Source organism: Psychroflexus maritimus (assembly GCF_011089875.1).
In the GTDB taxonomy this organism is placed as follows: Bacteria; Bacteroidota; Bacteroidia; order Flavobacteriales; family Flavobacteriaceae; genus Psychroflexus; species Psychroflexus maritimus.
Genome location: NZ_JAANAS010000002.1, coordinates 1 through 12,579, shown reverse-complemented (window position 1 = coordinate 12,579; position 12,579 = coordinate 1). Strand labels below are relative to the sequence as shown.

Genomic DNA, 12,579 nt, shown 5'->3' with positions numbered 1-12,579 from the left:
GTGTTGTGGTGGGTTTATATCAAACTGAAGAAAAGCTGGCTTAATTATTTTAAGTAAAGGTATAAAAAAAGGGGCAATAAAGCCCCTCAAATAAATTATTTTCTCAATCCTAATTCTTTAATGATACTTCTATATCTAGTAATATCCTTTTTCATTAAATAGTTGAGTAGATTTCTTCGCTTACCTACTAATTTAACAAGAGATTTTTTTGAATTAAAATCTTTCTTGTTTTGTTTCATGTGTTCTGAAATATGAAGAATTCTTGCCGTTAATAATGCAATTTGTCCTTCTGCAGAACCGGTGTCTTTTTCGTTTTTGCCGTGTTTAGCAAATAACTCACTTTTTGTTTCTTTTGTCAAATACATGCCAATATTATTTCAATGATTATTATGTAATTTGATAGACTTTCTATCAGCCGGCAAATATAAAATTATATTTTATAATAGGAAATAATCCTTGTGAATAAATAAAATGTTTTTTTGAAAAAACTTCTAGCATTGAATAAACCATCTTTTATTAATTAAAACACCCTATAGCAAATTAACTAAAGGGTGCTTTAACAACAATTTTTCAATTTAAGATAGTTTCAAACTCCTTACCTCTACATTGGGTAACTTGTAAAGATTTGGAATAGTCTAAAAGAAATCTTTTAACACTAGCCTTAGGCTTTAATTGCAAATCTTTTGTCTTTTTTGTTAAGTAATCTTTCGTCATATAATTTATTTAAATTTGATTAAATAACGAAAATAAAATGATTTTATTTTATGATTGATGAATAATTATTTTCCTTTCTTCTATAATTTTCCTAAGGTTAATAAGTGCATAGCGCATCCGTCCTAATGCGGTATTGATGCTAACTTCTGTTAAATCAGCTATATCCTTAAAACTCATCTCCTTAAAAATTCGCATTTCTAAAACCTGCAACTGATCGTCAGGTAATTCTTTAATGAGTTCTTTTATATCACCTTCAATTTGGCTCTTTATAATTTTTGTTTCCACGTCTAATTCGCCATCATCAATTACCGAAAAAATATTAAAATCACCTTTGCTTTTATATTTAGGCATTCGCTTTTGCTTTCTAAAATGATCAATAATCAAATTATGAGCTATCCGCATTAACCAAGGTAAAAACTTTCCTTCTTCATTGTACTTACCTCTTTTTAATGTCCGTATTACTTTCATAAAAGTGTCTTGAAAGATATCGTTTGCAATATCTCGATCATACACTTTTGAAAAAATAAAATTGTAAACACGTTGCTCGTGGCGGTTGATAAGTATTTCTAATGCGTACTCTTTTCCGGCTAAATAATTTTTGATGTAGTAAGCATCAGGTAACGATTTATCTAGTGACATAATAAAACTGTTTAAACAATTGATTTTATTTCAAAATGTTATATTAAAAGTAATTATGTCCTATAGCTTAAATTTTAAATTTAGATTGCTAATATATAAATAGGAAAGTTAATGAAAAAGCATGTCAAGAATTTTAACATTTTTAACAAGCAATTATTTTCTTTACTAATTCCTTTAAAATCTCAAACTAAGCTTTCTTGTGGTACATTTGAATTTAACTATATTTGAAAAAAAAATTGAATGTCTATTAAAGTAGTTAACCTTACTAAGTCTTATGGAAAACAAAGGGTTTTAAGTAACATTAATTTTGAAATTCCTGCGGGTCAAATTACTGGTTTATTAGGCCCAAATGGTGCGGGTAAATCAACTCTAATGAAAATTATTACAGGGTATTTAATACCTAATAATGGAGAAGCTAAAATTAATCAAATCTCCCTAGCAAACAACAAGATTAACGCGCAAAAAACTATTGGGTACTTGCCTGAGCAAAATCCACTGTACGATGAAATGTATGTTCGTGAATATTTAGAGTTTCATAGAAATATTCACCAATTACCATCCAAAAGAATTGATGAAGTCATTGATATTACACGTTTAGAAAAAGAAGCGCATAAAAAAATAGAACAGTTATCTAAAGGCTATAAACAACGAGTTGGTTTTGCCGCTGCAATCATTCATGAGCCTAAAGTTTTGATTCTTGATGAGCCAACTTCAGGCTTTGACCCAAAACAATTAGTAGAAATACGAAATTTAATTAAGGAAATTAGTAAATCTACAACAGTATTGATTTCAACCCATATTATGCAAGAAGTAGAAGCGCTCTGCGAAAGGGTTTTGATTATTAATAAAGGAGAATTAATTGCAGACAAAATGATGAACAATTTTAATTCTTATAAGCAACAAATTATTGAGGTTGAATTTGACTACCGCGTGGAAAAAGTTGCACTAGAAATCCTTCCTAATGTAGATAATGTGATTAATACGAAAGGTTTTGTTTATGAAATTTACTTTTCTACTGAAATAGATATGCGGCCTAAGGTGTTTGATTTAGCTCATGACATAGGGCTTAAAATAGTTAGCTTGAACAAAGTTAATCAAAGTTTAGAAAATTATTTTTTAGAACTTATTAAATAATCTACTTCAAAATTAATTTTTCCCAAACAGAATTTAAATAACTTACTCTTTTAAATATGCAAAATTTCCTTGAAAAGTAGGTTCAACTTTTATTTTATTCAGCGCTTTTTATTTAGCCAAAACACCACCTCTTCAAGCTATGATGGTTTTAGTAGTTGATTAAATATACTTGAATTCAACAAAAAAAAGACTTTCAAATTAACTCTGAGAAAAAAAGTTTAACTTATCTAGACGTTAAAGCTTCAAAAATTTTAAATTAAATATCAACCTATTTAAAGGCAATTAAGCTGTTAAACTTAATAAGTTAAAAAACTGATATTAAATTCAAAAAATGTATATTTGCACGCAATTAAATCTAATTGCCATGGCTCACCTAAATAAAATAAAAGAGAGAGGACTTACCTACGATGACGTATTATTAGTTCCTGCTTACTCTGAAGTACTTCCTAGAAAAGTTAGTATTAAAACAAAATTTTCAAGAAATATTAGTCTAAATGTTCCTGTAATTTCAGCGGCAATGGATACAGTTACTGAATCAAGAATGGCTATTGCTATTGCTCGTGAAGGTGGTATTGGCGTATTGCATAAAAATATGACTATTGAACAGCAAGCCTTAAAGGTTAGAAAAGTTAAGCGAGCTGAAAGTGGCATGATTATAGACCCTGTTACCCTTCCTGCTTCCGCTAACATTGGTGATGCTAAAAAAAATATGAAAGAACACAGCATTGGTGGAATCCCAATTGTTGATGAACACAAAAAATTATTAGGGATTGTAACTAACCGCGATTTACGGTTTGAAAAAGATAACAACCGACCTATTACTGAAGTAATGACTTCAAAAAATTTAGTTACGGTTGCTGAAGGTACCTCCTTAAAACAAGCTGAAGTTATTCTTCAAGAAAATAAAATAGAGAAATTACCGGTAGTGAAAGACAACAACACTTTAATTGGTTTAATAACTTTTAGAGATATTACTAAGCTTACCCAAAAACCCGATGCCAACAAGGATAATTACGGCAGACTAAGAGTTGCAGCAGCTTTAGGGGTTACAGCAGATGCTGTTGAAAGAGCTGAAGCTCTAGTAAAAGCAGGCGTTGACGCAGTTATTATTGATACAGCACATGGACACACCAAAGGAGTTGTTGATGTGTTAAAAGCCGTAAAAGCTAAATTTAAAAACTTAGATGTAATTGTTGGTAATATTGCTACTGCAGACGCTGCAAAATACTTAGTTGAAGCAGGGGCTGATGCAGTTAAGGTAGGTATTGGGCCAGGCTCAATTTGTACCACGCGTATTGTTGCAGGGGTTGGTTACCCTCAACTTTCTGCAGTAATGGAAGTTGCTCAAGCTATTCAAGGAAGCGGCATTCCAGTAATTGCCGACGGAGGAATTAGGTACACCGGAGATATTCCTAAAGCTATTGCAGCAGGTGCAGATGCAGTTATGCTAGGTTCATTATTGGCAGGAACTAAAGAGTCGCCTGGCGAAACAATTATCTACGAAGGTAGAAAGTTTAAATCTTACCGAGGAATGGGTTCTGTAGAAGCCATGAAAAAAGGTTCAAAAGACCGTTATTTTCAGGATGTTGAAGACGATATTAAGAAATTAGTCCCTGAAGGAATTGTAGGAAGAGTTCCGTACAAGGGCGAGTTATTAGAAAGTATGGTTCAATTTATTGGTGGACTAAGAGCTGGAATGGGATATTGTGGTGCCAAAAATATTGACGACATGAAAACTAAAACTCAATTTGTTGAAATCACCCCTTCTGGAATTATGGAAAGTCACCCGCATAATGTTTCAATTACTAAAGAAGCACCAAACTACAGCAGATAGTTAAAGTCTAATTAAATAAAAGCCCATCATTTAATTTTTGATGGGCTTTTTAAGTTTTATAAGTAAAAATTATCTTTTCAAAAAAAATTAGATAGCTTTTAAAAAATAAAGTGATTTTTTAGCGATATAGCTATTGAGAGTCTTTTTTATAGAATTACATTATTGGTTTAAAATTCTATAAACTTTACAAAACTGATAACTCTACTAAAATCACATAAACTTTTTTAACTCCCGCTCTAGTTCTTCTTTAGAAAAAGGTTTTTCATAAAACAATCTAGTATCAGCGTTAAAAATTAATGTTGCTGGTGTAGCACCACTCCAGTTTTCATAAACTTTTGGAATCCAATAATGAGAACGTGGGTCATCTAACAAGATAATGTCATTTCGTATATTCTTTTTATTTGCAAAGACCAATACTTTAGATTCTTTTTCTTCTGGTCTATCAAGACTAACAAATTTCAAATCAATTTTATCCTTATATTTTTCAGCTAAATCTTCAAAGTAAGGCATTTCTTCTATACAAGGAGCACACCAAGTTGCCCAAAAATTAATTACTTGAATACGATTCGATGTTTCAATAAGCATCGGCTCAAATTCATCAAAATTCAAAGTAGGAATATCAGCTAATTCCCAAACTCTATGTTCAGTTTGCTCAACTTTATTGTCTTCATTACAAGAAAGGAGAACTAATAACAAAAGTGTTATATATTTTTTCATAAGCAATTTATAAACTAAAAACTTGAGTGTATGGGTGTGCTTTCAAACTTATTTAATACTTACCAAGTTTCATTAAGAAAACAATCTAAACCGTCTGTAAAAATATGAAAAACTAAGCCCAAACTAATTAATCTCAAGAAATAATTTTTAGAAACTAGCAGAGTAGTTATGTAGATAGTAATAAAAAAAGTATCGTGGAATAAGTGATAACCAATACTACATCGATTAGGGTCAAAAATTGGATTTGCCCAAAGGTGATCTAAATCAATGAACATAGTTAACAAAAGCAAAAGGTAATTGACCCTCCATTTTTCAGGCCTATACCAGTATGCTATACCTAATATAGCAACAAAATGGAGAAAATAGTGCAGAAAATGTACCCACATTCAAGCTTATTTTTTAGGCAAATTTAAAAGAAATAAATGAACAGGGGGTAGTAATCATAGTTCTTGTTTAAGTAAAAATATTTACTTTTGTTAAATTAATAGTAAGCCTATGAACTCTGTTTATTTTGACAATGCAGCAACAACCAAAATGCGAAAAGAAGTAGTAGCTTGCATGCAAGAAAGTATGCTAGAAAATTTTGGTAATCCTTCTTCTAGTCACACTTTTGGAAGAAAGGCAAAATCAGCCATAGAACAATCAAGAAAATCAATCGCTCAACTCATTAACGCGGAAGCTTCTGAACTAATTTTTACTTCTGGAGGTACCGAAGCAGATAATATTATTTTAAAAAGTGCGGTACAAAAACACGGAATAAAAAGAATTATTTCAACAAAAATTGAGCATCACGCTGTATTAAATACCGTTTTAGCTTTAGAAGCGCAAAAACAAGTTGAATTTATTGCTTTAAACCTTGACAAAAATGGTAATCCAGATCTTCATCAACTTGAGTTACTTTTAAATCAATCTTCAGAAAAAACCTTAATTAGCTTAATGCACATTAATAATGAAATTGGCAACCTACTTGATTTGAAAAAAGTCTGTCAATTAGCTCATCAACACCAAGCGCTTGTGCATAGTGATTCAGTTCAATCAATAGGCCATTATGCAATCGATGTAAAAGATCTAGAAGTTGATTTTTTAGCAGCAAGTGCACATAAATTTCACGGACCCAAAGGTGTTGGCTTTGCTTATGCCAAAAAAGGGCTTGGTTTAAAATCAATGATTTTAGGAGGAGGTCAAGAAAAAGGAAGTCGCGCTGGGACAGAAAATGTTCATGGAATTCTTGGTATGGAAAAAGCCTTGGAACTAAGTTTAAAAAACTTGGCCACCGAAAGCAAATACATTTTAGAACTAAAGTCTTACTTTATAGAACAATTAAAAAAGAATGTCCCTGAAATTCTCTTTAATGGTGAAAGTGGAAATCTTAACAGAAGCACTTACACTTTAGTAAATTTTAGCCTTCCAGTAAATGAAAGCTTAGCTGCACTACTCTTATTTCAATTGGACTTAAAAGGAATAGCCTGCTCTAAGGGGAGTGCATGCCAAAGTGGAAGCAATCAAGGCTCATTTGTTCTTAATGAAATTTACGATGAAGAACGACTAAAAAAACCCGGATTGCGATTTTCATTCAGTAAAAATAATACGAAAGAAGAAATTGATTACGCCATTAAGGTGCTTACCGAATTTAGTCATTCAAATCCTAACACAAAAAATGCAGTAACCGTTTAATTTAGATGAACAAAATAACTCATTTCTAAGTATGAACACTACTGTTTTTCCATATCACTAAGTTGGATATTTAAGGCTTTTACACTTATTTGAATTTCAATAATTGACTGAATTAGTGAAATCATAAGTAAAACTAAAGCTAGACCAAAAACAACACTACCAAGAGTGTACCAATTTTCATACAAAGCAAACATACTCCCTACACAAAACAATAATGAAATGATTCCCGAAAGTTGCATATTTTTAATTAAATAAACACGTTTTTGTAAATTTGAAATTTGGTCTTTTACAGCTTGATCTTTATTTACTTGGTAATTTTTGTATAAATCTCTTATCAATCCAGCTAGTGTCAAAAATCGATTCGTATAAGCTAATAAAAGCAAAGATATAGCAGGAAATAACAAAGCTGGCGTAGTTAAAGAAAGTTCCATAAAAAATAGTTTTGGTTTATTTAAAAATTAACTCCTAAAAATAAAAAATCCCTTGCAAACAAGAGTTTACAAGGGGTTTATGTGGAGTCGGGGAGACTCGAACTCCCGTCCAAACAAGCAATTCAACAGCCTTCTACACGTTTAGTTTTTACTTAAATTTTCGATTTTGAGCTGGCTAAAAACAACCTACCCAAAACTTAGCCTCAATCAATTTCAAAAAAGCATCAAAGCCCTACTTTTCCTAGATTTACTTTATCGGTGCCTCTGTATGGAACGCCGCAAATCAAGGCTTTCTAGAGACATCATGGCCCACTACCTTGTAGCGGCTAAGCATACCGTACTAAACTTCGGGTTACGCAGCCATGGCGTAGTTATTATCGCCGTTTAAAAAAGTGTGAAATATGAGATTTACGAGCTATATCCCAGCGCTCGACGTGCTTACTATTCAATTGGTCTTGCTGTCAAAACCAAATCGACCCCAGTAATTTTCAATGAACTCTTTTGGGCGTTTTAACGGGCTTTCCGCTATATCTTTTTGGGCCACTTACTAAAGCCCAAAAAGGATGCCGCATCAATCCCTAACGCAAACTAACAATCCCAAATCAATATATTCAATCAATTTTAAAATCGAAACCCAAATTCGACTTGCAAAAGTAGATAATTCACTTATATTTGAAGAAGTTTTTTACAAAAATTAATAATATATATTTTTATGAAGTTCGGAATCATTAAAGAACGAAAAAATCCACCTGATAGAAGGGTAGTTTTTTCTCCTGAAAAATTACACCAATTACAAAAAAAATACCCCCAATTCAACTTTGTTGTAGAACCTTCAAATATTCGAATTTTTAATGATGCTTCCTATCAGGAAAAAGACATCCTAATTACTAAAAATATGGAAGATTGCGATGTTTTATTAGGTGTTAAAGAAGTTCCTATTCCTAACTTAATTCCCCAAAAAAAATACTTTTTCTTTTCGCATACCATCAAAAAACAACCTTATAACAGAAATCTGTTAAGAAGCATTTTAGAAAAAAAAATTGAGTTGTTCGACCATGAAGTTATCACTAAAAACAACGGAGCCCGCCTTATAGGCTTTGGAAGGTATGCAGGGTTAGTAGGAGCCTATAACGGATTTCGACTGCTAGGTATAAAAAATAATTCGTTTCAACTATCTAAAGCTGAAAGCCTACCCGACCTTAAAGCAATGAAAAAAGAATTAACTAAAGTTAAACTTCCTAAAGATTTGAAAATCTGTCTTACGGGTCTTGGAAAAGTTGCTCAAGGAGCTAAAGAAATTCTAGATTCTCTTAATATCAAACAAGTTACTCCAGGTAATTACGCCCAACAATTTTTTGCCGAAGCTGTTTATACGCAAATTGATGTAATGGATTATAATAGAAGAAAAGATGGACAGCCAGGCAACAAAAAAGAATTTTTCAAAGACCCTTCGCCCTATGTTTCTAAATTCATGAAGTTTGCAAGAGAAACTGATTATTTTATAGCTGGACATTTTTATGGTGACGGAGCGCCGTATTTATTTACTAGAGAAGATGCTAAGAAACCCGATTTTAGAATTCGCTTAGTTGCTGATATAAGTTGTGACATTGACGGACCTGTAGCCTCCACCATAAGACCCTCAACAATAGCCAACCCCTTTTACGCTTACCATCCAAAAACTGAAAAAGAAGTAGATTTAAATACACCAAATAGTATTTCAGTAATGGCTGTAGATAATCTTCCCTGTGAGCTGCCAAAAGATGCCAGTGAAGGTTTTGGAGAAATGTTTGCCAAACACGTTATAACTGCATTTGCAAATCAAGATAAAGAAGGAATTTTAGCGCGTGCTAAAATGACAGAAAACGGAAAATTAACACCAAGGTATAGCTACTTACAAGATTTCGTAGATGGAAAAGAATAAGCTCCATAAAACAGTTCTTATTACAGGAGCTTCTTCGGGTATAGGAGAAGCTACTGCTCAACTGTTATCCAAGCAAGGTTTTCAAGTTTTTGGAACAAGCAGAAAACCAAAATCTTCAACCAACAATTGGATAATGATTGCCTTAGATTTAAATCAGCCAGATAGCATCACTAAGGCAATTGAAGAAGTAATTCGGCAGGCAGGAAAAATTGATGTATTAATAAATAATGCTGGTTTAGGAATTACTGGCCCCGCAGAAGAAACCCCATTGAAAGAAGTTGAAAATGTATTTCAAGCCAACCTATTTGGAACTTGCCAAGTTATAAATGAAGTAATACCGCACATGCGGAAAAACAAATTTGGAAAAATCATAAACATTACTTCTATTGCTGGATATATGGGCTTGCCCTATCGTGGCTTTTATTCAGCATCAAAAGCAGCACTAATTCAAGTTTCTGAAGCTTACCGGATGGAGATTGAGCAGTTTGGTATTCAAGTAAGCTGCCTAGCTCCTGGAGACATTGCTACCAATATAGCATCTAGAAGGTTTCATTCGGTAGCCAAAGAAAAGTCGCCTTACTTTAAAAATTATCAGGCTTCATTAAATTTAATGGATAACCATGTAGATGAGGGTATGTCTGCTCAAAAGGTAGCCTTAGAAATAGAAAAAATAATAAAAAGTAGAAAACCTAAAGTGCATTACTTAGTGGGTGGATTTCTTGAAAAATTTTCTATCTACTTAAAGCGTTTTCTTCCTCAAAAAACTTACGAAAGTCTCTTAAAAAAACATTATAACCTATAGCAAATTTACTTAAATGAAAGGCTTATAACTTTTTTAACTTTTAATAGAATTTAAAAACTTGCCTATATATCATCAAAGCTTACATCAGTAAACTTTTCCTTTTGTTCTATATTGTTTTCTTGCTGATCATTAATCACTTCCTCCCCTTTCTCGCGTATAATAAAATCAGTTGCTTCGTCTAATGCTTCTTTGAAATTGTTAAAATCTTCTTTATACAAATAAATCTTATGTTTTCTGAAGTGGAAAGAACCATCATCATTAGTAAACTTTTTGCTTTCGGTAATCGTTAAATAATAATCGTCTGCTCTTGTTGATCGAACATCAAAAAAGTAAGTTCTTCTCCCTGCGCGAATTATCTTCGAATAAATATCTTCTTTCGTCATCATTCCTTGATCACTCATTTAATTTAAAATTAAGATTTATACAAGTTCCAAAAATCAAAAAAATATAAACAATAACAAAAAAAAGTTCAAATTATTTTTCAGTAAGTTGTTCTTGATAAAGTTTTTTATAATAGCCATCCGCTTCAATTAGAACTTCATGTTTTCCTTGTTGAATAATTATGCCTTCATCCAACACAATTACTTGGTCGGCATTTCTAGCAGAAGACACTCGATGACTTACAATAACTGCTGTACGATTTGCAGAAATCTCCTCTAGTTTTTGAAAAATAGCTTCTTCAGTTTCTGTGTCAACAGCGGAAAGACAATCATCAAATAGAACAATTTTTGGCTTTCTTATAATAGCTCGTGCAATTGAAATACGTTGCTTTTGTCCTCCAGAAAGAGTGATTCCTCGTTCGCCAAGTACCGTGTTATATGCTTCCTTAAAATTAAGAATATTTTCGTGTACTGCTGCATTTTTAGCAGCTTCCTCAATCTTTTCTTGAGTTGCATCAGCGTCACCAAATTTAATATTATCGGCTATACTTTCAGAAAAGAGAAATGAGTCTTGAGGAACATAACCTATACTTTCTCTTAATAAATTTAAATTAATTGAATCTATTTTCTGACCATCAATCAAAATTTCTCCAGATTGTACATCATAAAGTCGAGATATTAATTCTAATAGAGTTGATTTACCTGAGCCTGTTTTGCCTATAATTACTAAATTTTCTCCTCGTTTCAATTTAAAAGAAACTCCTTTTAAGGCTTGGATACCCGTATCATCGTAGGTAAAACTAACATTTTTAAATTCAATTTCACCATTAATTTCCTGCACCAAGTTGGAGTGATTTTGAATTTCAGGTTGCGCACTTAAAAACTCATTAATTCTTTTTTGTGAAGCTGAAGCTTGTTGCACCATTGAAGTAATCCAACCCACTGAAGCTACAGGCCAAGTGAGCATATTTACATACAGCAAAAACTCAACAATAGTTCCTAAATTTTCAATTTCACCATTAAAATAGCGAGTTCCTCCTATGTATAAAACTAATAAATTACTACATCCTATCAATAAAATCATCAAAGGAAAGAAAAAAGCCTGAACCCTCACTAAATCAATATTTTTTGATTTGCTTTCATTAGACAAATGAACAAAGTCCTCATTAACTAAAGCCTCAGTCCCGTATGACTTCACAACAGCAATACCACTGAAACTCTCTTGTGTAAAACTATTTAATTTTGAAAGTACTTGTTGTACAACTGTACTTCGTTGATTGATAGCAACGCTTAATTTATAAATAGCAAAAGATAAGATGGGAAAAGGAAGCATAACATAAAGTGTTAATACAGGAGCTATGTAAAGCATATACGATATGGCTACTACAAAAAGAGTGAGTGTCATAACTCCATACATGAGTGCGGGGCCCACATACATTCTAACTTTAGAAACATCTTCACTAATTCTATTCATTAAATCACCTGTCCTATTTTTTTTATAAAAGTTAAGAGAAAGCCGTTGATATTGTTGATAAATTTCATTTTTTAAATCGAATTCTATTTTTCTAGAAGCTACAATAAAAGTTTGGCGCATTAGAAAAGTTAAGATTGCAGACAAAGTTGCCGCACCAATAATAATAAAGATATTAATTAGTAGTTCATCCTTTACCGCTTGGTAGTCAGTCACCTCTCCGTTAATATAAGCTTCAATCACATTGGTTGATTCGCCTATAAACTTAGGTGTAACTAGAGTAAAAACCCGAGCACCCACAGTAATAATAAAGCCTAAAATTAAATGCCATTTATATTTTACAAAAAACTTATTTAAATAAGCTAACTCTCCCATCAAAAAAATTTGTTTTGCAAATGTAATTAAATTTTAATCTGAAGATGTCAATATTTTACCAAATAAGATTGCACTAGTCTTGTATAATTTTCATTAACGACGTCAAGTGAAGTAACTTGTAATAAGAATAGATTGAAAACTAAAATAAATTTTTCTATAATCAACTCTATAACAACCTAAAATTAAATAAACTTGTCTAAATTTATAACAATGATTGATTTTGTCCTATTTCAAGTTCATTATAAATCAAAAAAACTCCGATTTGTTATCGGAGTTTTCTTTTGGCCAAAAATAGGATGAAAGTGTAATTCAAATAGACACACTGTCGTTGTATATTTTAATGGTTTTCATTGCGCTGCTTTCTTTCTACAAATTTAAGGGGGCTTGTGGTATAAAAATATACCCCTTAATGGGTATATTTTGTTAAAATTTGGACATAAAAAAACCCCAACTATTAACTAGTTAGGGTTTTGTATAAAAGAAGGCG

At 31.9% G+C, this 12,579-nt stretch carries 12 protein-coding genes and 1 other RNA gene; 5 read left to right on the top strand and 8 right to left on the bottom strand.

What is annotated here, in order from left to right:
* Positions 1 to 95: 95 nt before the first annotated feature.
* Entirely contained in the window at positions 96 to 365 is a 270-nt protein-coding gene (gene rpsO, locus G7034_RS01245; RefSeq protein WP_166399144.1) for a 30S ribosomal protein S15, read from the bottom strand.
* Positions 366 to 762: 397 nt separating this feature from the next.
* Positions 763 to 1,353 (bottom strand): sigma-70 family RNA polymerase sigma factor, encoded by a 591-nt coding sequence (locus tag G7034_RS01240; RefSeq protein WP_166399143.1) that lies wholly within the window; start codon positions 1,351 to 1,353, stop codon positions 763 to 765.
* Positions 1,354 to 1,593: 240 nt separating this feature from the next.
* Between G7034_RS01240 and G7034_RS01235 the strand changes: the two genes are divergently transcribed.
* A complete protein-coding gene (locus G7034_RS01235; RefSeq protein WP_166399142.1) occupies positions 1,594 to 2,487 on the top strand; it encodes an ATP-binding cassette domain-containing protein in 894 nt (297 codons plus the stop codon).
* Positions 2,488 to 2,818: 331 nt separating this feature from the next.
* Positions 2,819 to 4,321, top strand: coding sequence for an IMP dehydrogenase (guaB, locus tag G7034_RS01230; RefSeq protein ID WP_394351930.1), 1,503 nt, complete (start codon positions 2,819 to 2,821; stop codon positions 4,319 to 4,321).
* Between the two features lie 210 nt (positions 4,322 to 4,531).
* On the opposite strand, the gene G7034_RS01225 is transcribed toward guaB, so the two are convergent.
* Together G7034_RS01225 and G7034_RS01220 are read right to left on the bottom strand one after the other, a co-directional pair.
* Entirely contained in the window at positions 4,532 to 5,038 is a 507-nt protein-coding gene (locus tag G7034_RS01225) for a TlpA family protein disulfide reductase (protein ID WP_166399141.1), read from the bottom strand.
* Between the two features lie 59 nt (positions 5,039 to 5,097).
* A complete protein-coding gene (locus G7034_RS01220) occupies positions 5,098 to 5,424 on the bottom strand; it encodes a DUF6122 family protein (protein WP_166399140.1) in 327 nt (108 codons plus the stop codon).
* Between the two features lie 109 nt (positions 5,425 to 5,533).
* Here G7034_RS01220 and G7034_RS01215 point away from each other — a divergent pair, with 109 nt between their 5' ends.
* Positions 5,534 to 6,712: a cysteine desulfurase family protein gene (locus tag G7034_RS01215; RefSeq protein ID WP_166399139.1), complete on the top strand. Its 1,179-nt coding sequence runs from the start codon at positions 5,534 to 5,536 to the stop codon at positions 6,710 to 6,712.
* A gap of 38 nt (positions 6,713 to 6,750) precedes the next feature.
* On the opposite strand, the gene G7034_RS01210 is transcribed toward G7034_RS01215, so the two are convergent.
* Positions 6,751 to 7,143: a DUF2721 domain-containing protein gene (locus G7034_RS01210; RefSeq protein ID WP_166399138.1), complete on the bottom strand. Its 393-nt coding sequence runs from the start codon at positions 7,141 to 7,143 to the stop codon at positions 6,751 to 6,753.
* Between the two features lie 79 nt (positions 7,144 to 7,222).
* Positions 7,223 to 7,623: a transfer-messenger RNA gene (ssrA, locus tag G7034_RS01205) on the bottom strand.
* Positions 7,624 to 7,855: 232 nt separating this feature from the next.
* On the opposite strand from ssrA, the gene G7034_RS01200 reads away from it, so the two are divergent.
* A complete protein-coding gene (locus tag G7034_RS01200) occupies positions 7,856 to 9,064 on the top strand; it encodes an NAD(P)-dependent oxidoreductase (RefSeq protein ID WP_166399137.1) in 1,209 nt (402 codons plus the stop codon).
* Entirely contained in the window at positions 9,051 to 9,866 is an 816-nt protein-coding gene (locus G7034_RS01195; protein WP_166399136.1) for an SDR family oxidoreductase, read from the top strand. The genes G7034_RS01200 and G7034_RS01195 overlap by 14 nt, the downstream gene beginning before the upstream one ends.
* Positions 9,867 to 9,928: 62 nt before the next feature.
* Here G7034_RS01195 and G7034_RS01190 read toward each other — a convergent pair whose 3' ends face one another.
* Both G7034_RS01190 and G7034_RS01185 read right to left on the bottom strand, forming a co-directional pair.
* Positions 9,929 to 10,267, bottom strand: coding sequence for a PUR family DNA/RNA-binding protein (locus G7034_RS01190; RefSeq protein ID WP_166399135.1), 339 nt, complete (start codon positions 10,265 to 10,267; stop codon positions 9,929 to 9,931).
* A 73-nt stretch (positions 10,268 to 10,340) separates the two neighbouring features.
* Positions 10,341 to 12,092 carry an ABC transporter ATP-binding protein gene (locus G7034_RS01185; protein ID WP_166399134.1) on the bottom strand — a complete coding sequence of 584 codons (1,752 nt, stop codon included), beginning with the start codon at positions 12,090 to 12,092 and terminating at the stop codon, positions 10,341 to 10,343.
* Positions 12,093 to 12,579: the final 487 nt, after the last annotated feature.

Coding starts and splice junctions, on each gene's coding strand:
- rpsO (WP_166399144.1), bottom strand. CDS start 365: ATGTATTTGACAAAAGAAACAAAAAGTGAGTTATTTGCTAAACACGGC.
- G7034_RS01240 (WP_166399143.1), bottom strand. CDS start 1,353: ATGTCACTAGATAAATCGTTACCTGATGCTTACTACATCAAAAATTAT.
- G7034_RS01235 (WP_166399142.1), top strand. CDS start 1,594: ATGTCTATTAAAGTAGTTAACCTTACTAAGTCTTATGGAAAACAAAGG.
- guaB (WP_394351930.1), top strand. CDS start 2,819: ATGTATATTTGCACGCAATTAAATCTAATTGCCATGGCTCACCTAAAT.
- G7034_RS01225 (WP_166399141.1), bottom strand. CDS start 5,038: ATGAAAAAATATATAACACTTTTGTTATTAGTTCTCCTTTCTTGTAAT.
- G7034_RS01220 (WP_166399140.1), bottom strand. CDS start 5,424: ATGTGGGTACATTTTCTGCACTATTTTCTCCATTTTGTTGCTATATTA.
- G7034_RS01215 (WP_166399139.1), top strand. CDS start 5,534: ATGAACTCTGTTTATTTTGACAATGCAGCAACAACCAAAATGCGAAAA.
- G7034_RS01210 (WP_166399138.1), bottom strand. CDS start 7,143: ATGGAACTTTCTTTAACTACGCCAGCTTTGTTATTTCCTGCTATATCT.
- G7034_RS01200 (WP_166399137.1), top strand. CDS start 7,856: ATGAAGTTCGGAATCATTAAAGAACGAAAAAATCCACCTGATAGAAGG.
- G7034_RS01195 (WP_166399136.1), top strand. CDS start 9,051: ATGGAAAAGAATAAGCTCCATAAAACAGTTCTTATTACAGGAGCTTCT.
- G7034_RS01190 (WP_166399135.1), bottom strand. CDS start 10,267: ATGAGTGATCAAGGAATGATGACGAAAGAAGATATTTATTCGAAGATA.
- G7034_RS01185 (WP_166399134.1), bottom strand. CDS start 12,092: ATGGGAGAGTTAGCTTATTTAAATAAGTTTTTTGTAAAATATAAATGG.